The 20,212-nt window shown below is 37.6% G+C and carries 15 protein-coding genes and 1 tRNA gene; 10 read left to right on the forward strand and 6 right to left on the reverse strand.

Going from position 1 to position 20,212, the window contains the following annotated elements; translation table 11 throughout:
- Positions 1-489 precede the first annotated feature (489 nt).
- From IPK35_20405 to IPK35_20420, 4 genes are all read left to right on the forward strand, one after another.
- The gene (locus IPK35_20405) at positions 490-2,181 is read left to right on the forward strand and encodes a TonB-dependent receptor (protein MBK8055563.1); all 1,692 of its coding nucleotides are present in this window, start codon (positions 490-492) and stop codon (positions 2,179-2,181) included.
- A 21-nt stretch (positions 2,182-2,202) separates the two neighbouring features.
- On the forward strand, positions 2,203-2,853 hold the full coding sequence (locus tag IPK35_20410; protein ID MBK8055564.1) for a hypothetical protein: 651 nt from the start codon (positions 2,203-2,205) through the stop codon (positions 2,851-2,853).
- Between the two features lie 101 nt (positions 2,854-2,954).
- Positions 2,955-4,229 carry a right-handed parallel beta-helix repeat-containing protein gene (locus tag IPK35_20415; protein MBK8055565.1) on the forward strand — a complete coding sequence of 425 codons (1,275 nt, stop codon included), beginning with the start codon at positions 2,955-2,957 and terminating at the stop codon, positions 4,227-4,229.
- 43 nt (positions 4,230-4,272) lie between these two features.
- The gene (locus IPK35_20420; GenBank protein MBK8055566.1) at positions 4,273-5,367 is read left to right on the forward strand and encodes a hypothetical protein; all 1,095 of its coding nucleotides are present in this window, start codon (positions 4,273-4,275) and stop codon (positions 5,365-5,367) included.
- An 84-nt stretch (positions 5,368-5,451) separates the two neighbouring features.
- Here the strand turns inward: IPK35_20420 and clpX are convergent, their stop codons facing one another.
- From clpX to IPK35_20450, 6 genes are all read right to left on the reverse strand, one after another.
- Positions 5,452-6,699, reverse strand: a complete 1,248-nt coding sequence (clpX, locus tag IPK35_20425) for an ATP-dependent Clp protease ATP-binding subunit ClpX (protein ID MBK8055567.1) — start codon at positions 6,697-6,699, stop codon at positions 5,452-5,454.
- Positions 6,700-6,720: 21 nt separating this feature from the next.
- Positions 6,721-7,419 (reverse strand): ATP-dependent Clp protease proteolytic subunit, encoded by a 699-nt coding sequence (locus IPK35_20430; GenBank protein MBK8055568.1) that lies wholly within the window; start codon positions 7,417-7,419, stop codon positions 6,721-6,723.
- 200 nt (positions 7,420-7,619) lie between these two features.
- Positions 7,620-8,999, reverse strand: a complete 1,380-nt coding sequence (locus IPK35_20435; GenBank protein MBK8055569.1) for a hypothetical protein — start codon at positions 8,997-8,999, stop codon at positions 7,620-7,622.
- Between the two features lie 90 nt (positions 9,000-9,089).
- Positions 9,090-9,171: transfer RNA gene (locus IPK35_20440), tRNA-Leu, on the reverse strand.
- 120 nt (positions 9,172-9,291) lie between these two features.
- On the reverse strand, positions 9,292-10,047 hold the full coding sequence (locus IPK35_20445; GenBank protein ID MBK8055570.1) for a helix-turn-helix domain-containing protein: 756 nt from the start codon (positions 10,045-10,047) through the stop codon (positions 9,292-9,294).
- A 141-nt stretch (positions 10,048-10,188) separates the two neighbouring features.
- A complete protein-coding gene (locus IPK35_20450) occupies positions 10,189-11,295 on the reverse strand; it encodes a DNA alkylation repair protein (GenBank protein ID MBK8055571.1) in 1,107 nt (368 codons plus the stop codon).
- 250 nt (positions 11,296-11,545) lie between these two features.
- On the opposite strand from IPK35_20450, the gene IPK35_20455 reads away from it, so the two are divergent.
- From IPK35_20455 to IPK35_20480, 6 genes are all read left to right on the forward strand, one after another.
- Complete coding sequence (locus IPK35_20455) at positions 11,546-11,803, forward strand: winged helix-turn-helix transcriptional regulator (protein MBK8055572.1); 258 nt, start codon at positions 11,546-11,548, stop codon at positions 11,801-11,803.
- A gap of 23 nt (positions 11,804-11,826) precedes the next feature.
- Complete coding sequence (locus tag IPK35_20460; protein ID MBK8055573.1) at positions 11,827-12,486, forward strand: SdpI family protein; 660 nt, start codon at positions 11,827-11,829, stop codon at positions 12,484-12,486.
- A gap of 56 nt (positions 12,487-12,542) precedes the next feature.
- Positions 12,543-13,913: an alpha/beta hydrolase gene (locus IPK35_20465; GenBank protein MBK8055574.1), complete on the forward strand. Its 1,371-nt coding sequence runs from the start codon at positions 12,543-12,545 to the stop codon at positions 13,911-13,913.
- A gap of 207 nt (positions 13,914-14,120) precedes the next feature.
- Complete coding sequence (locus tag IPK35_20470) at positions 14,121-15,638, forward strand: S8 family serine peptidase (protein ID MBK8055575.1); 1,518 nt, start codon at positions 14,121-14,123, stop codon at positions 15,636-15,638.
- 355 nt (positions 15,639-15,993) lie between these two features.
- Positions 15,994-17,184: a DNA polymerase IV gene (dinB, locus tag IPK35_20475; protein ID MBK8055576.1), complete on the forward strand. Its 1,191-nt coding sequence runs from the start codon at positions 15,994-15,996 to the stop codon at positions 17,182-17,184.
- Between the two features lie 122 nt (positions 17,185-17,306).
- Positions 17,307-20,114 (forward strand): WG repeat-containing protein, encoded by a 2,808-nt coding sequence (locus IPK35_20480; protein ID MBK8055577.1) that lies wholly within the window; start codon positions 17,307-17,309, stop codon positions 20,112-20,114.
- Positions 20,115-20,212: the final 98 nt, after the last annotated feature.

Genomic DNA, 20,212 nt, shown 5'->3' on the forward strand with positions numbered 1-20,212 from the left:
CGTAAAAAATAGTGTTTGTTGCGTGTATAACAAAATAGAAGTTATTTTCTCTAATAAAGAAATTTGTGGCTAACTTGTCCTTGGTAAGAAAGAAGCCTATATATCAAAACTATATTACAATAGCTGGGGTTCCCCATTTTTGCACTAAAATTGTTTAAACTGCCCGCTACCCTCATTCCCAAAAGTGACGACCCGCCCAATTCAACCACGTTTCTACCATTTATTAAAAAGAACACTGAAAAAGTGCAGGTTGTTATACACACGTGATTGTTCACCCTGTTTTAATACGCATATAAATTGCTTTATACTTGCTAATAACAACAATGAAAGTGGAAACTTACGAGTCCGCTATTCAGAAAAAACTAAATTCATTCCCAACCATTCGATTAATATTTTTACATTTGGCTGTCATTAGCCATCTCTAAATAGCATCATCGTTTTATGAATAAAATTAACCCTTCAAATAGTAGGTTAAAACATCCATCTTACATGTTTGGCAGATTACTTTTTATTATAATGATATTATTTATTGCCCTGAATGTACAATCTCAAAAAACACAAAACATCAACGGTCGTGTCATAGATAAAAGCACAAAACAGGCATTAATTGGAGCGACAGTTTATGTGGAAGGTACTACTATCGCTTCGGTAACAGATGAATCCGGCGCATTTTTACTTGAAAATATACCTGTAGGTCGTATTAATATAGTTTGTAATTATCTTGGGTATGAACCCACAATAGCAGAAGGCATCATTATTTCTACCGGAAGATCCGATTTTTTAGAAATCCAACTCAATCAAAACTCTCAAATAATAGCAGACGTTTTGATAACAGGTACAAAAAATGCTTTTGAAGCAGTCAATCCGCTTTCTGTGGTAAGTTCAAGATCTTTTACAGCTGAAGAGACTGATCGAATTCCTGCAGGAATTAATGATCCCGGACGTGTGGCCCTTTCTTTCCCCGGCGTAAAACAAGGAAATGATGAAAACGAAAATACTATCATTGTAAGAGGTAATGCTCCGATTGGCATCCTTTGGAGGCTTGAGGGTATCGATATCCCCAATCCGAATCATTTTCCTTTGATAGGTTCGGCTACAGGTGGAATTACTATTTTTAGTGCCCAGTTATTGGCAAAATCTGATTTTTCTACCGGTGGAATGGCAGCAGAATATGGCAATGCACTTTCCGGAGCATTTGATATACAGTTTAGAAAAGGCAATACTGAATCGCGCAACCATCGGATTAAGTTAGGAATCATAGGTCTGGATATATCTACTGAAGGTCCGATCCGCAAAGGTAAATCGTCTTATCTCCTCAATTACAGATACTCTACCTTGAGTCTGCTCAATAAAGCCGGATTTAATCTAGTGGGAGAAAGAGTCGTCAATGATTTTCAGGATTTTTCTTTTAATATAGGCTTCAAAACCAAAAACTCTAAATTATCCGGAACTGTATTTGGGATCGGTGGCTTGAGTCTGGAGCAATATCTTCCTGAATATGATCTGAGCAAACGCAATCCTGCTTACTTTGATCATAGAGAATTTCAGGATAAACCCGCAAAAATGGGAACCATAGGTACTACGTGGACCTACCTGGGTAGTGATAAATATTTCATCAAAGGGGTCGTAGCTTTGATCGGTTCAGGAATAGATAGAAAAAATGATACTATTGGACTGGACAACAAACATTTCAGATATCATACAGAAAGTTTTACCGATACACGATTATCCACATCACTGACTTTCAATTACATCCCCAATACCCAGTGGAGAATAAAATCAGGTCTGATAGCTCATCAGATATTCTTTGATTTTTTCAGGGACAGATTGCCGGTTGGAGGATTGAATGATATCAATAGTTTTGAAGTGGTTGCCAAAGTTAATGGATCGGGCAGTACACAGACGCTGCAACAATATACACAGGCATCATGGCAACCATCGCCAAGATTATCTGTCAATTTTGGGTATCACTTCCTGCATCTATTTGCCAATAACAGCAATGCCATAGACCCTCGATTATCTGCCCAATATAGTTTTTCATCAAGACATAAGTTGAGTCTGGCATATGGCATCCATAGTCAAATCCTGCCATTGATGTCATATTATTTCCAGGATCAAAGAGGACAATTTACAAACAAAAACATTAAACTCCTTCAAGCCAATCATCTCGTAGGTGCTTAGCATTTTTACACTGAAAATAAAATGAAAATCAGTCTGGAAGCCTATTATCAGACATTATCAAACGTTCCGGTTTCGACCAATATAAAAGATAAATACTGGTTGTTGAATCAGACTAATGGATATCCTCTCTTTGAGGTGAAAAGCAATGGAAAAGGCACTAACATGGGTATTGATGTTGCTGTTGAAAAGCTTTTTTCCAATTCATACTATTTCCTGGCAACGGGGTCTTATCTAAAATCCGATTTTACACCGGCAGATGGAAAAACATACAGGAGCAGATGGTCTGCAGGGTTGACTTCTTCATTTACTTTTGGCAAAGAGGTAAAACTGGGACAAAACAAAACATTACAGATCGGTGGCCGGTTTCTGCTCAGTGGCGGTGGTCGTTATACACCTTATGATCCGGTATTGAGCCAGATCGCAGGGTCTTACATTGCAAAATCCGAAGCCGAGTATGCAGGGCAATTGCCGGTATACTACAGGTTGGATACCAGAATACAGTATAGATTCAATGCTAAAAAATATGCCGGAAGTATCAGTCTGGATGTACAGAATGCTATCAACAGGATCAATGCTTCTGGTATAGGATATGATGCTGTTACTAATACTACATACATTCAGTACAGAGGTGGTGGATTTGTGCCTGTGATAGCATTTCAGGTAGATTTTTAATAATTCAGATATGGAAAAAGCATATGAATCTGTAATAAAAAAATATAAAAAAAATAAATTATATATTAAATGTATTATCCATTCTTAAAATCAATGTATCAATGAAACACATCTTTTGCTTTTTATTCATCATAAGCATCATAGCATGCAAAGAAAAACCGACTTCCTCACCCACAACTGAATTAAACATAGCAGCGGACAATTTTGAAAAGGACTTACAGTCGAAGCTCATAGATGCTGTTGAAGGATCAGTATTTATATTGCCCGAAGGAAAATTTGACCTGAAAGGGGGTATCTCTCTACAAGATATCCCGGCCATCACCATCAAGGGAAGTGGAAAAGGAAAGACCATCCTTTCGTTCAAAGGACAGATTTCAGGAGCTGAAGGTATGCTTATCAAAAATGTCAAAAACCTGACACTGGAAGGATTTACAGTGGCTGACTCAAAGGGTGATGCCATCAAAGTGCAGGCTTGTACCAATGTGATCATGAGAGATCTGGAAACTACATGGACTGGTGGCAAGCGTCCGACTAATGGAGCATATGGTTTATATCCGGTCAGCTGTACCGGTGTACTGATGGAAAAGTGTGAAGCATCATACGCCATGGATGCCGGCATATATGTAGGACAAAGTACCAATGTCATCGTCAGGGAAAATTATGCGCACAACAATGTTGCAGGTATCGAAATTGAAAATACTATCTGTGGTGAAGTCTATAATAATATTGCTAAACAAAATGCCGGAGGTATGCTGATTTTTGATATGCCTGATTTGCCACAAGCTAAAGGCGATAAAATCAAATTCTACAACAATCTAATGGAAGATAATAATGGAGAAAACTTCGCTCCAAAAGGCATGGTGGTTTCTACAATTCCGTCTGGCTCCGGGATGATAATCATGGCTCACCGCAATATCGAAATGTATAAAAATACCATCAAAAACAATAAATCTGTGGGTATAGCCATCAACTCATGGTTGCTGACTGGTGTTCCTTTCAAATCAAAAGATTATGACCCATATTACAGAAATATAAACATACATGACAACGAAATCACCGGCACAACAGGACCAATAGACCAGCAATCTGATTTCGGAAAACTAATCCATGGCGTATTACAAGGAAAGCCATCTGATATCATCATGGATGGTTTGTTTTCTCCAGAACTCATTGATGCACAAGGCAAAGTGCAAGGTATATGCATCTCAAAAAACGGAAATGCCACTTTTTTGTGTTTCAATATGTATAAAGGACAAAAACCCGAAGAGATATTAAAAAACATGTCAAAAGATATCAGTCAATTCGACTGCACATTGGAGGCTTTTGATACTTCCTGTCATAGTGCATGGCTTTCAGGGGATGTTACCAAAAAATGATATAAATATTTTATAAACTCATACTTTAATCATTATATCTTATATGCATTTTCGTGAAACATTAATTTCCATTTCCATCCTGATTTTTATTTTGGTTTCAGGTTGTAAAAAGAAATCAGATCAGATAAGTCAAACATCGAATGTCAAACAAAAACTGTCGGAATACGGATTTTTCGAAGGAAAACTTTCAGACCTGTCACCAAGAGCTGATGTATTGCCTTACGATCTGAATACACCATTATTTACCGATTATGCTTACAAGGCAAGATTTGTATGGATGCCAAAAGGTAGCTCTGCGTCATATACTACCGATCACGTCCTGGAATTTCCTAAAGGAACAGTGCTGATAAAAAATTTTTATTACTTGCTCGACGAAAGAAAACCTGAACAAGGCAAAAGAATCATAGAGACCCGTTTGATGATAAACAATGATAAAGGATGGGAAGTACTTACCTACATCTGGAATAAAGAGCAAACTGAAGCGCAATTTGACAAAGCAGGTGATATCCTTCCTGTCTCATGGGTCAACAACGAAGGAAAAGAGATGTCAATACAATACATCATACCCAATAAAAATCAGTGTAAGAGCTGCCATACTTACAAAGGTAAGTTTACACCCATAGGACCAAAAGTAGCTCATCTGAATAAAGATTTTGTCTATGCTGAAGGTACACAAAATCAATTGGCAAAATGGCAATCTGTGGGTTATCTGAAAGGGTACGATCCAAATCAACTGCATCCCAAAGCTGCAAACATGGATGACAAATCACAAAGTATTCATGAACGTGCAATGGCATACCTCGACATCAACTGTGCTCACTGCCACAATCCGCATGGTGCAGCAAATACTTCAGGTCTGACATTGACGCTCGATAGTCCTATAGATCTGAATCTGGGGATTTACAAGGCAACAGTTTCTGCAGGTGCAGGCACGGGCGGACATACCTATTCTATTGTTCCCGGCAATCCTGATCAATCCATACTGGTTTACAGGATGCAAAGCACCAATCCCGGAGCTATGATGCCTGAACTTGGACGTACCGTTGTGCACGAAGAGGGTGTGACCCTCATCTCAGATTGGATAAAAAGTATGAATCCTAAAGAGTTTGATATGCCTGAGAAGAGTTTATTACAGTGATGATGGATTAAATAAACCAATCATCATTATTTTGCTTAGGATATGCTCTCAAAATGTATCTATCAATCCTATTGAGTCAAAGTATCACGCTGCTATCAACTTCCTAATGGCACTTTTTGAAATCTTATCCTCAGCATAGACCCTGTCCACTACAAACTCCTTGATATCTTTTTGTGATGGTAACTCAAACATTGCATCTGTAAGTATAGCTTCACACAAAGACCTTAGACCCCGCGCACCCAACTTATATTCCAATGCTTTGTCGGCAATAAAATCGATGGCTTCTTTGTCAAAGACCAACTTTATGCCTTCAATTTCAAATAGCTTATTGTATTGTTTTAACAAGGCATTTTTAGGCTCGGTAAGTATAGCAAGCAGGGTACCCTTATCCAATGGTTCGAGATATGTCAGGACTGGAAGTCTACCTATCAACTCCGGAATAAGTCCATAATGTTTGAGATCCTGATGAGTGATGTATTGGAGCATATTTTCTCTGTCGAAATGTTCTTTATCGTCATGATTGTAACCTATGACCTGAGTGTTGAGTCTCCTGGATATGACTTTTTCTATCCCTGCAAATGCTCCTCCGCAGATAAAGAGAATATTGGAAGTATCCACCTTGATCATCTTTTGCTCTGGATGTTTTCTACCTCCATGTGGCGGCACATTTACATCTGTACCTTCGAGCAGTTTCAATAAGGCTTGCTGCACTCCTTCACCGGATACGTCACGTGTGATAGATGGGTTGTCACTTTTTCTGGCAATTTTATCCAACTCGTCTATATACACGATACCCCTTTGTGCGGCTTCTACATTGAAGTCACATGCCTGAAGCAATCTGCTCAGCATGCTTTCGACATCCTCACCGACATACCCTGCCTCAGTAAATACTGTAGCATCTACTATGGCAAATGGTACATCAAGAAACTTGGCAATAGTCTTTGCAAGTAATGTTTTACCTGTACCTGTCTCACCTACAAGGATGATGTTGGACTTTTCTATTTCGACATCTCCTGTGTTGATACTATTGAGCCTTTTGTAATGATTGTAGACAGCTACCGAAAGATACTTTTTTGCATCAGTCTGACCAATGACGTACTGATCCAGGAATGTTTTTATCTGAGCCGGTGTAATGTTTGTTGGAAGTCCGGCTAAACTATCCTTCTTCGATGAAGATTTTTTTGATGGCTTCAATTCATCTGATATGATTTCATGTGCCTGCTCTACACATGACTCGCATATGTGGCCATCTATTCCGGCTATGAGCATAAGTGCATCACGCTTGTCTTTGCCACAAAATGAACATTTAATATTTTCCTTATATTTTGACATACTAAAGGATATTACTTTGATTTAAGGTTTTTTTGTAGCTGACTTTCTATCCAGCACTTCATCTACCAATCCGTATTCTTTTGCCTCTGTGGCTGTCATCCAGTTGTCCCTGTCTGAGTCTCTCTCGATATCTTCAAATGTTTTGCCGGTATGGGTAGCCATGATGTCATAGAGTTCATTTCTCAGGTTCTTGATCAGTTTGTAGGAAATCTCCATATCCGTAAACTGTCCCTGCATACCACCTGATGGCTGATGTATCATCACTCTGGAATGCGGAAGACAAGTACGCTTTCCGGTTTTGCCCGCACAAAGTAATACAGCACCCATAGATGCCGCCAAACCAGTACATATTGTAGCCACATCCGGTGCGACATATTGCATAGTGTCATAGATGCCCATACCAGCTATCACTGAGCCGCCCGGGCTATTGATAAACATTTGAATATCCCTTTTGGGGTCAGTGGATTCCAGAAACAGAAGCTGTGCCTGAATGACATTGGCAACATAATCATTGACGGGAACTCCCATAAAAATGATACGGTCCATCATAAGTCTGGAAAAAACGTCCATACCAACTATGTTCATCTGTCTTTCTTCTATCACTTGTGGTGTAAAACCATTGATATCGGGAACAGTTGTCTCCATAAATTTGTCCAGATGCATACTGCTCATGCCCATATGACCGACAGCAAATTTTTTAAACTCGTTTTGTGAATGCATTAAATAATCCGTTTAATTGAGTGATAAATTCAAACTTACAGTTGTATTTACTATCTATCTTATAAAATGTTGCAAAATTGATTTCAACCCATAGGATTAAGATCCAACGGGATAAAACTCCTAAAAAAGAAACTAATTTTTGATAAATAGAATTAAACTGTAAAAAATAAAAATTGAAACCATACACTTAACAACTGAGATTACAAATTGTTAACCCTTTCGTTGAGTTCCTTTACTTTTTGTGTAAAATCATCTACAGAAATACTGATTTTGTCTTTGGTGACAATCTCTCCTGCTTTGGTAAAAATTTTATCAGCTAGAATTTCTTCATAAGCTTTATTGACCTGTTCCTTGTCTTTCATAAGCCGATCTACCGTCTGAGTGATAAACGAATAATCCATGTTTCCATAGGATCTCATGTATGAAAAAACAGAGTTTATAAAATGTCTTTTGATGTCTTCTTCGGACACTTCTATGTCAAATCTCCTTGCAAGACTGGATTTTTGTAATGACCACCGCATATTTTTTGCAAATGCGTCAAATTCTTTTTCCAATATTTCTTCATTCACATTTTCATTAGTAGCTTTCAGATACTTTTTCAGAAACTCCTCAGGCAAATCTATCTTATTATTGTCCACCAGATAATCCATTATCTCACGGTACATAAACTGTTCGGCCTGCTGATCGTAGTATTTTTTGATGTCATTTTTGAGAAATTCTCTTAGTGATGATTCATCTTTTACTGATTCGTCTCCAAAGCTGCTAAAAAAGTCTTCATTAATCTCAGCAGGGACGATCCTGGATACTTCTGCTATCCTTGCAGTAAAGATATCACCTATCTCCTGATCATTATCGGCTGGTACCTTTAGGATGTACTTTCTTATATAATCCTTATCTTTATTCTCCAGTTTGAATACATCAAAAACAATGGTATCACCTGCCTTTTTGGTAAGAATATCTTTTTTTACATCTTCATTGTCGATTACTTTGACCAAAATAGAGATATCTGTCTTCCATCCGTCTTCTTTGACAGCATCTCCATCCATTTCTGATGCTTCAAGCTTGAGCATATCCATTTCTTCGATAGTATCGGTGGCTTCTATTCTCTCACCCTGACGCCTCCTTGCCGCTGTAAGTTCTTCATCTACGAGATGTTCAGGTATATCTACATCGAAGTTAGTATAGACATCCGTTTCAGAGACACCTTTGACATCTACCTCTGGAGCAATACCCAGCTCAAAACTGAAAGCATAGTCCACGGGATGATTGATGTCAAGACTTGTGATATTATTTTTATCTTCATCCGGAAGTGGTTGACCAAGGTAGTTGATTTTCTCCTCATCAAGATAGCCATATAATTTGTCCTGAAGGGTTTTATTGATGATATCAGCCAGGATTGACTTTCCGTACATTTTCTTTATGACACTTTCAGGAGTCTTACCTTTTCGGAATCCCTTCAGTTGGGCCTGATTTTTAAATTTTTTTAACTCACTATCCACCGCAGGGGTATAATCTGAAGGCTCAAGTGTAATATCCACTGATATATGTAATGGGGCTATTTCTTTTCTAACAATTTGCATAGAAAAATGATAATTATTTTAAAAAATTATGAAACATGTTATTGATCAAATCAAATGAAGGAGTAATTTTTTTCATTTGCACAAAGAGTGTGCGGGTGGAGGGACTCGAACCCCCAAGCCTCGCGGCACCAGATCCTAAGTCTGGCGTGTCTACCAATTTCACCACACCCGCAGTATCAACAAAACTTACTTTCTTAAAAAGTGGCGCAAAGATAAAACAATAAATGAAAAGAAAAAACAATTTCCAAGATTTGCAAAAAAAACCTTTTATGAAGTGTCTATTTTGAGTACGTCATTTCACCACCGCATGGTGCACTTCTCCTAGTTTTTTCTGGATATCCTGAAGTTTATCTTCCAGCATGCTATTGAATGTATATTTTGAATCTGAAAAACTCAGGTGCGCATAATATTGCCACACTTCATCAATATCTCCATAATTAATCGCATATGGCAAGTAAACGTCATTATCTGAAATGAGTATTAGTTTTTCTGTGTTTTTTTCATTTTTTACACGTTTATACACTACTCCTTCTGATTTACTGATGATGATATATGTTTTGCCGGTCTTAATATCATGGATGTTTTCTACATATGAGCATACTACAATGCTTCCGCTTTCCATCGGCAACATCGAATCTCCCCGGATTTCAAAACCCCGATAAGTCCCATGAGGAATATTAGGAAAACCAATTTTGGGTAAGTCTCTTATATACTCGGGATCAGCAAATGACTCAAGATAGCCGGCCTCCGCTTTGGTTTCAACCAGCTCTATATTGCTGTTGTTGTCAGCATCTACAGAGATGGCCAGTACTCTTAACTCTTTATTGCGTAAGATTTCAAGATCTCTGTGGCTTAGATTGGTCCTGAGGAGATCATCTATTTTTACGTCAAAAATATCAGCCAGCTTGATGAGAGAATCCAAGCCCACCTGTGTATGACCCCGCTCATAATCGCTCAGTGATGATCTGGGAACACTCAGTTTTTCTGATAGCTCCTGTTGTGAGAGTTTGTGTCTGTTGCGTAGGTATTTAATGTTTGATCCAAGCATGATATTTTGTGTATTTTGCGGTTAAAAATCTAATGTCGTTTAGATAAGAAATTTATCTTAGTTTTTACCCTATCTAAATCTTTCCCTTTTAAGGGAAAGACTTTATAAAGAGGTCTTAACTAAACGACATTGGTTAAAATTCTAAATCCTCAATTCAAAAGCCAGAGATTCACTCTCATTACCATTGATGACAATAGAAATTTTGTGGATTCCTGAATAATGTCTTCTTGTAGTAAGATCCTGAAATCTGTGCAGTTTTGTAAATTTATGTGTCGAATTTGGTAAAATTGGTTTTTCGGTAATTTTGAAAATTTTCTTTGAAAATTGTCCGCCGGATTTGACATACCAAATATTATACTCTACTCTGAACACTGCCTCATCATCACTGAGATTGGTTAATGAGAATGAAAATGAAAGTGGTTCACTTTGAGACAGCTGATCCTGGTCAATTTGAAAATGCTCCATATCATAGGGAACATCCCTCGAGGTGCCAAAGATGTGCAATACTTCATGATTTCCGTTTTTTAGCAAGGTGCGTGCTCCATGTCTGAGGATCCAATCTGTATTAGCGGATCTGCCCTTCCATTTTTTGATATATGCAACGACCATATCAGGATGATCCTTGGAGATATCATTCAGGTGATTGGCTACACTCTTGCGCACATAAAGAGATGCATCTTCCATGAGCTTTTCCAATACAGGGATACATGGTGACGGATCATGTACCAATGCTGTAAGTTTTGTGCCCCATGGCAATCTTGGTCTGCAACCTTCTGATGCATACCTACGCACACTTTCATTGTGGTGTTCGGTCCATCTGACCATCTGCCGCATCATTTCTTTGGGGTATCGGACTATAAAAGCCCGGCCTGCAAATTCAAAACTGACAAACTGAGTGATAGCTTCAATGGCAGCTACAGAAGTTTTCAGATCATCCAAACCATACTCCGTGATGATATCTGCCAGAAAGATATATTCCAGATTCTGATCTTTTACACCACGCCTGCGCAATACATCTATCAGCCGGAGTATGGTTTTGACTTTTTCAGGGTACTCCTTTGGCAGGATTTTAGCGGTAGTGTGAGCTAAAAAGGCCATCCTTTGCTTCAATTCTAAAGAATCCCAATGTGCCGTCTGAAAAGAAACTATAAATGTACTTTTGTCAAAGGTGGGAATGACCTCTGTGAGTGCATCAGTGTATGTATCAAAAAATGAAGTGTTGTAAATATGTTTTAGTAATTCGGCCATATGATGATGCCTTTGATCTATGAAGTTTATGGTCAAAAAGAAATTATGTACTTAAAAATATGTTTAAAATTGATAATGAATATTTTTTGCAAAGATAATCATATTTTCTAATTGACGCATATTACGTCATAAAATTGTCGCATAAAACGTCTGTTTCCGATATTTGTAATAAAAAGGTTATTTCTTTAAAATATGTTTGTATAATTAAAAATATATTTCGATATTTGTCGAAATATAAAAACAACTCAGTTTGAATCATCTTTTTAAAGCTTTAAATGATCCTGTCAGGAGAGATATTTTGGACTTACTCAAGGATAAAGACATGAGCGCCGGAGATATCGCTGATCATTTCAATATCGGCAAACCCACCATATCTCACCATTTGGATTTATTGCGACAAGCCGGATTGGTCACATCAGAAAAGCAAGGACAATTTATCATCTACAGTATCAGTACCACGGTACTGGACGAGATGCTGCAATGGATCTATCAAATCAAATCAAAATAATCACCTTCTAAAATCACAACATTATGAAATTCTTATACTTAAAAAATCTCATCTTAGTCATGTTTTTGGCAGCGCCTTTGATTTATCTAAATATGGTCTATGATATACTTCCGGAAAAAGTCGCCTTACACTTCGGCGCAGATATGCAGCCAGATCGTTATGGACCCAAAAGTGAATTGTGGACCACCATTCTTATGCTGATGGGTATTGCATTAGTCGCCTATCTCCTTGTGACCAATCTCAGCAAAATAGATCCGAAAAACCAAAACCTGCAGTCTCAAGGTATCATTGAGAAATTGGGCCTGACTATAGTTGGCTTTATGTCACTCATCACGCTTTACATTATCTATAGTAGCTATAATCCTACCAGTGGAAAGCTATTAATTGTGATGCTGGGCGGACTGTTTGCAGTATTAGGCAACTTTATGAATAGCATCAAACCCAATTATTTTGTAGGGTTTCGATTGCCCTGGACACTTGAAAATGAAGACAATTGGCGCAAGACACACCAACTCGGAGGTAAGGTTTGGGTAGCGGGCGGTTTGCTGATAGCTCTGTTGACTTTTCTCCTGCCAGCAGCCCTGATATTAAAATTATTGTTTGTGATCATATCTATCATGGTATTGGTACCTGCAATTTATTCCTATAGACACTATCGGCAGTCAAAAATAATTTCAAAATAATAATAACCTGGAAGACAGTCACATTATGCACAAGATACTTTTTATTCATAATTTTGATGGTTTCCCTACAAATGTATGGACAGCAGGATATTACTGGTCAATGGAATGGTATACTTGATATACAGGGAAAGCAGGTAAGATTGGTCTTTCATATTAAAGAAGATGATGAAAAACTGACGGCTACCATGGATAGCCCCGATCAAGGAGCCAAAGGCATACCTGTAAGCAGTGTCACCTTTGAAAATATGGTGTTAAAATTTGAAGTAAGCAGTGCCGGTATTAGCTTTAATGGTATCTTGGGTGAAGATAATGTCGTCAAAGGAACATTTAAACAATCTATTTACTCTTTTCCATTAGAATTGACCAAGGAGAAAGTGGAAAAAAAGGTCATAGCGAAGCCACAAGATCCTTTAAAACCCTATCCATATCGAACGGAAGACGTAATTTTTGAAAACAAATATGCAGGCATCAATTTGGCAGGTACATTGACATTGCCGCAACAAGAAGGTATATATCCGGCCGTAATTTTAATCAGTGGCAGCGGGCCACAAAACAGAGACTCTGAATTACTGGGACATCGCCCCTTTTTAGTTATATCAGACTTCCTGACCAAAAATGGCATAGCAGTGCTTCGATTTGATGATCGTGGTACCGGAGCTTCTTCCGGAAATTTCCAGTCTTCAACAAGTATGGACTTTGCCCAAGATGTTGAAGCCGGACTGGCATATTTGCGTTCCAGAAAAGAAATTGATTCGGGGAAAATAGGATTGATCGGTCATAGTGAAGGTGGGTTGATAGCGCCCATAGTAGCGTCGCGATCCAAAGATGTAGCTTTTATAGTTTTACTTGCAGGTCCGGGATTACCCGGTGATCAAATATTATTGCTTCAGCAAGAATTGATAAGCAAGGCTTCTGGTATAAGCAAATCTGTTATAGATAAAAGTCAAAAAGATAATAAGAAAGCATTTGCATTAATATCCAAAGCCACTAATGAAACCAAGCTAAAAACTGATCTAACCAACCATATAGTTCAAATCCTGGATAATGACCCACATCCGCAAATACCAGCAGGGATGTCTAAAGAAGAGTTTGTCAACATGCAAGTCAAACAATTGACCAGTCCATGGATGCGATTTTTTATTACTTACGACCCTAGACCTACACTTCGAAAAGTAAAATGTCCGGTCCTGGCCATCAACGGGGAGAAAGACTTGCAAGTACCTTACAAAGAAAACCTTTCAGCTATCCGGGCAGCATTAAAAAAAGGTAAAAACAAAAGCTTCGTAATCAAGGAGCTAGCCAGACTTAATCACCTATTTCAGGAATGTACTACAGGTGCACCATCTGAGTATGCTGTGATTGAGCAGACATTTTCGCCTATAGCGCTAAGAAAAATGTTGCACTGGATGTTGCTTCAAGTAAAGTAAAAGCAAAGGATTTTTACTTTACTTTTGTACGATTAGTATTTCTCTGGAATAAAAATATCAAAATTTTTGAGATAGAATATCATTCTGTTAGATAGCTGTTAAATAATAATTAAATATTTAGTATCATCTTCTTTGCGGAATAAATAGTTTTAGAATATATTTGCATGGTTATTAGTATTATTAAACCAACAAAAATCAAAACAATTTATGTATTTCAAATCTAAACATATTATTTTCCTTTTTACTCTGATTATAGTAGGTAGCTGCGCTAAAGAAAATGAACAACAATCTACATCAAAAACACTGTCAAAAAGCGAAGTGTACAACTTCATCTCCGGGGAACTGACCCGTACCAACAAAGCCTTTGACTGGAATACCGCTTCAGATGATCTCATATTTGCAGCAGGTCAGCATTCGGATGCCATTTTTTCCATAGGATACCAACCTAGTGGATTTATTGGTATCAAAGATAAAATCCATCTAATTGACTTGAATGACGATACTTGGGTAAACACCAGGGAGATGATTGAAAAAATGATTCTGAAATACGAAAAAACAGATAAAACACCTGAAGGATTTTCTGTTTTGGCACCTACGGACAATAAGTTTCCACATATATATGCGATCATAAAAAATAAAGAGTTGATCACAAAACTCAGATCTATGCCAGAAGTGAGATTTGTTGAACCATTGGGTTATAATCTAGAACCTGAAGTAATTTCCAGGTCGTCGTCAGGTTGTAGTGGCACACCCAATCCAAATATAAATGCTGCAGACTACACCGTATTGAGTCCATTATCAAAAAGGCCTTGGAACTTTGCCACACACAATATACCCACAGCATGGAACACCGCAAAAGGCCAAGGTATCACGATCTGTATCATAGATACCGGAGCAGGAAATAGCCAAGACAACCTGGGATCTCAGTTTGCTTCAGGCAATAGTACAGGCCGCACCATCACCAAGATGAGTACGCTGTATTCGGGTTCACTTTGGTGGCAGACATTAGACTCTCCACATGATCAATGCGGACATGGTACATCTATGGCTGGACTTGCCGCTGCACCATGGAGCAATGATGGCAATGCTGTAGGTGCTGCTTATAAAGCAAATTTATTGACCATTCGTGCAGTTGAAGATGTTTTAATCAGTACATCCAATGAGCGCAATGGTGTAAGAGACGCGCTTTATGTTGCAGGTAATAATAGTAATGTCAAAATCATCAGTATGTCTATTGGTTCGCCTACATCCAGCAGTACAGTAAGTGATGGTATCTATTATGCTTACAATAAAGGTAAAATGATATTTGCAGCTGCAGGGACCTCATTTTCATGGACTACCTGGTACGGTGTGATTTTCCCTGCCTGGATGCCGGAATGTATTGCTGTGACAGGAGTTAAAGAAGGTACTGTCAATACTAAATGCTCCGTATGCCACGAAGGATCAGAAGTAGATTTTACCGTTGTGATGGAGCGCATAGCCGATGCAGACAGAAACTCTATCGGCTTGGCACTCTCAGGCAATGATCCAAAATATATAGGTGGTTCATCGTGTGCTACGGCGACGACAGCTGGTGTAGCAGCCATGTTATGGTCCAAGACACCATCAGCCACACGTACACAGGTATTCAACGCCTTGCGCAATACTGCACAATTCTACCCAAATCCCAATAGCAATCTAGGTTGGGGCAGAATCAATGCATCGGCAGCCATGAGCAATATGTAAATTGGTAGAAAAACCCGGTTTAGAAAACAAAGCTAATCAGAGAAATTTTTGATTGGCTTTGTTTTTTTGCACATGTGCACATTAGTTGGTTCTTAGAGCAGTTTAACCTACATAGTACCCACTTTCAAAAAACTTCATTATACTTTTCAAAATGCCTGATCAATGCTTTAAATAGGTCAAGTCTTTATTGCCATATTAATTTTGATATTTTTAGAGATAGAAGCATTTTATATCAAACTTTATAAAAATTATTAAATAAGTCGTATATTGCGTCATTTATTTGTCGTAATATACGGCATTTATGTTTTAAAATGCACAATTTTGCAAATCATCGAATCAGCAAAACAGACATACCATGTACGATCGCGCCATCCTCCACCTGGATCTCGACTCCTTCTTCGTCTCTGTAGAGTGCCTGAAGAACAGTAGCCTCCTGGGCAAGCCGCTACTCATCGGTGGTGCGTCCAATCGCGGTGTCGTCGCATCCTGCAGCTACGAAGCGCGCCGCTTCGGTGTACACTCTGCCATGCCCATGAAGATGGCACTCCGGATCTGTCCGCAAGCCATCATCCTGCGTGGAGATATGGATAGTTACTCCAAATACAGCGGTATCGTCACCGACATCATCGCGGAGGATGCCCCTGTGTATGAAAAGGCATCTATCGACGAGTTTTACCTCGATCTCACGGGTATGGATCGGCATTTCGGATGTTTCAAGTGGTCATCAGAGTTGCGTCAGAAAGTGATCAGGGAATCAGGGCTGCCCATCTCTTTCGGTCTCTCCATCAATAAAACCGTCTCCAAAGTAGGCACCGGCGAGGCCAAACCCAATGGCACCAAATACGTACCCAATGGCGAGGAAAAAGGATTTCTCGCGCCGCTGCCCGTAGGTAAGATACCCGGTGTAGGCGATCAGACGCACAAAAAACTTAACTTTATGGGTGTACGTACCATAGACACACTCAGCCAGATACCCATCCGTCTGCTGGAGCGAGAGTTCGGTAAACCAGGACGTACCTTATGGGAAAAAGCCAATGCCATCGACCCTACACCCATCGTACCCTATCACGAACAAAAGTCAATGTCCAAAGAGCGAACCTTTGTAGAAGATACCCTCGATGTCATGATGATGAAACATCTGCTACTCGACATGGCTGACAAGCTATCCTTTGAACTCCGTGCATCCGGTAAACTCGCATCTACGATCACCGTCAAGATCCGGTACGCTGACTTCAATACCTATACCAAACAAAAAAACATCGCCTACACAGCCAATGATCGGCTCCTCGGACAGCACGTACTCGATCTCTTCGACAAGGTATATGAGCGACGCCAACTCATCCGTCTCATCGGCGTCAAGTACAGCGGACTCGTACAAGGCAACTACCAGATCAATCTATTTGACGATACGATGGAGCATATCCAGCTCATGCAGCAGATGGATAGGATCAGGAGGCGCTTCGGAGCTGACTCCATCATGCGGGCGAGCGGACTTGTGAAGGCTAAGGTGCTATATCAGCCGCATTTGCCGCCTGATGGTGGGTAGTTATTTTATGAAATGAAACTGATTTTTATAAAGATTAAATCATACACTTTTAATACAGTTCATTAAATTTGTAATAATTTTTACAAAACCACAATTTTGGAATGAAAATTAAATACTTATTCTTGATAGCTTTAGGCACTTGTCTGAATGCAGAAATAATGGGGCAAAATGAAAAAATAAGACCAATACAAGCATCTAATAATTTATGGGGTTATAAGGATTTAGAGAATAATATAGTTGTAAATCCTATCTTTGATAATATAACTCCTTTGATAAGCAATTTCCATGAAGTTGAACCCAAACTTTTGGATGTAAAAACCTTACTACTCTACAACGATGAGAGAACTTTTTTTAAAAATCCTATAGGGATCGTAGTTTTTGGAGATTCGATAGGAATAGTTGATCACCAAGGAAGGTTTTTGCTCAATCCTATGAAATGTCAATTGAAAACTGTATATCAAGAAAGTGAAATGAAGGTGGTTGAGAATCTGGAAGAAGGATCGGATGATTATGGGAAAATAGCTCTGATCGCTCAATCGGGATTATTTATTTCATCTTTTATGAAATGTCAATTAGAAGATTATGAAGGAGGCAATCTTGACCCACATCAATATTATTATCGTGATCAAGCGGTAGAAAATCTTTTATTACAAGATTGTCAAGAGTTTTACAATACTTTTATTAATCAGACAGATGGATTTATCAAATTCATTCCTGATTCTATTTACATTATCCTAGCAACAGATGGGTTTTATTTTGCAGGAAATAGTCAAAAACAAAAAATAGATCTTTTTCATAATGACACTTATATTAAGTCTATTGTGATCCCTGAAAACTTCGATAGATTAACTTACTATACCAACGGAATATTTTCTGTTACTAATGGTCAAAACACTATCTTGATGGACACTTCAGGAAAGATTTACTATACTATTGAAAATGGAACTTTAGAAGGAGTGAATGATCATGGCCATGCCAAAATTTTCCAAAACCAAAGATTTCTATATATTGATAGCAAAGGAAATCAGATTTTGGAAACATCGATAAATGAGTATTTTTATTCTAATAAAGATGGATATCATTATTATAAAGGTGATAGTATTGTGCATTTTGATAAAAGTTTTAAAAAGATTACGACAGTAATTTCAGACAAGGCACTGCAAGATTCTAAAGGAGAAACTTTATTCAATAGCGATATATTTATAAGGTTGTGTCAGGACTCATTTTATTATCTCGAACAGATAAATAAAAATTTATCTAATTTGAGATTTATAAAATTGCACGAGATTGACCATGGGAAATACAATATTATTGAATTTGAGCTTGAAAATGGACATTATTTTTATTCAAAGTGTGGGAAAGAGCCGTTTTTTCCGTTTGAGAATGTTTATGATTTTAAATATATTGGGAATGATATTTTCTTCATTTACGTCGGAGGTGATGTTATAAAGTATCATTACCTAAAAGGTGAATTGAGTAAGTTTAATAATGATCAATTAAATCAATTTACTTTTCAAGGTAAGGTGTATTATTACACTTATGATTCTCAAACTGATCATACAGACATCTATGACAAATCACTTAAAAAACTTAATAGAAGTTACAAAAACTTTAATAAATCATATGAGGGTATTGAATGTGAAATATCCCCTTTCATTGAAAACGGTAAGTTTTTATTTGAAATCTTTGGACATAAGGGAGTAATAAATCTCGAAAAATTAGACCCACAATTTGGGCTTGCAAATATAAAGTTTTGGCATCACAGAAATATGGCCGATTCATATTCTATTTTTATGGGAATCAGAAATAATCTTTCATTTCATATTTTGGAGCTTAATTTTTCTAACATTATCGAAAATCCTCAAGACTATAAAGTCTTTCAATATTTATTAGATTATGATCCATTACTTTATTTAAAAACAAATGACAATTTCTTCGATTCACCAATGAACCCTAAAGTCAACGTTATTGATTCACTGATTTGTGTGATGTTGACTGATAATGTGTCAACTTGTTTAAATATGAATAAAAGAACAATCATTAAGATTGGTAATGATGTATTATCCCCAGAGTACTATTCATTTTATCATAACCGTCAATCTAAAATTGATTGTTATGAAGTTGGCTACGTAGACAAACAAGGCCGACAAATTATTCCACCAATATATTATGCTGGTTATAGTACAAGCTTTAAGCATGGAGTTGCAATAGTCTTGAAGTTTAAAAACCAAGTGAGTTATGAAAAAGAGTATGGTCTAATTGACACAATGGGAAGCTTTCTAATACCTTTATCTGATTGTGAACTTAAATTTGATAATTTAGGAAAGGCTATTATTAAAGAGTGTCGTAATGAAGATGGAAACAGAAAATTTTCATTTTATGATCTAAATGGAAAGTTTTTAGATGATTTTGAATATTTTGTTAATGAGAAAGATTTTCTTTATGCATCGTTGCCTTCAGGAGGTTATAGAGTATTTACAGATGATATCAATCATTATATTGATGTTGAAAAAGCTGTTATAAAGAATGATCAGTTATGGGTTAAAAAGGAAGGTATTGAATACACTTTAACTGGAAATAAACTTATTATTACGAACCAATCTTCAATAATTTCTAACCAAGGTAGATATTTTATATTAAATGGAGAAACAAGCATTCAAGTTGATGACGCATTGTTAGTCTTTGTTCAAAATAGTAAACAGCCAATAGCAGTCATTGAGGGGCATGTGAATAATATTGATTACAAAAATGAACTGGTATACATTAAAGATAAATATGATGATGTCTTAGTTTATAGTTTTAAAGGGGAAATATTATTGGAAGCAAATCATTCTTATATAGAGTATTATCCAAAATATAAACTGTTCATAAAAAGTAATTATAATAATACCGACCAACGTACTTTTTATCAATATCATTATATTGATTAAATTGGATACATTTCCCTTTCAATGTCATCAAGCGAGCTAGTAGACAGGTGAAGACAAAAGTGCTGCGGTACCAGTCGTCAGTAGATGGAAGCTTCTGC

Source organism: Saprospiraceae bacterium, from assembly GCA_016713025.1.
Classification (GTDB): domain Bacteria; phylum Bacteroidota; class Bacteroidia; order Chitinophagales; family Saprospiraceae; genus OLB9.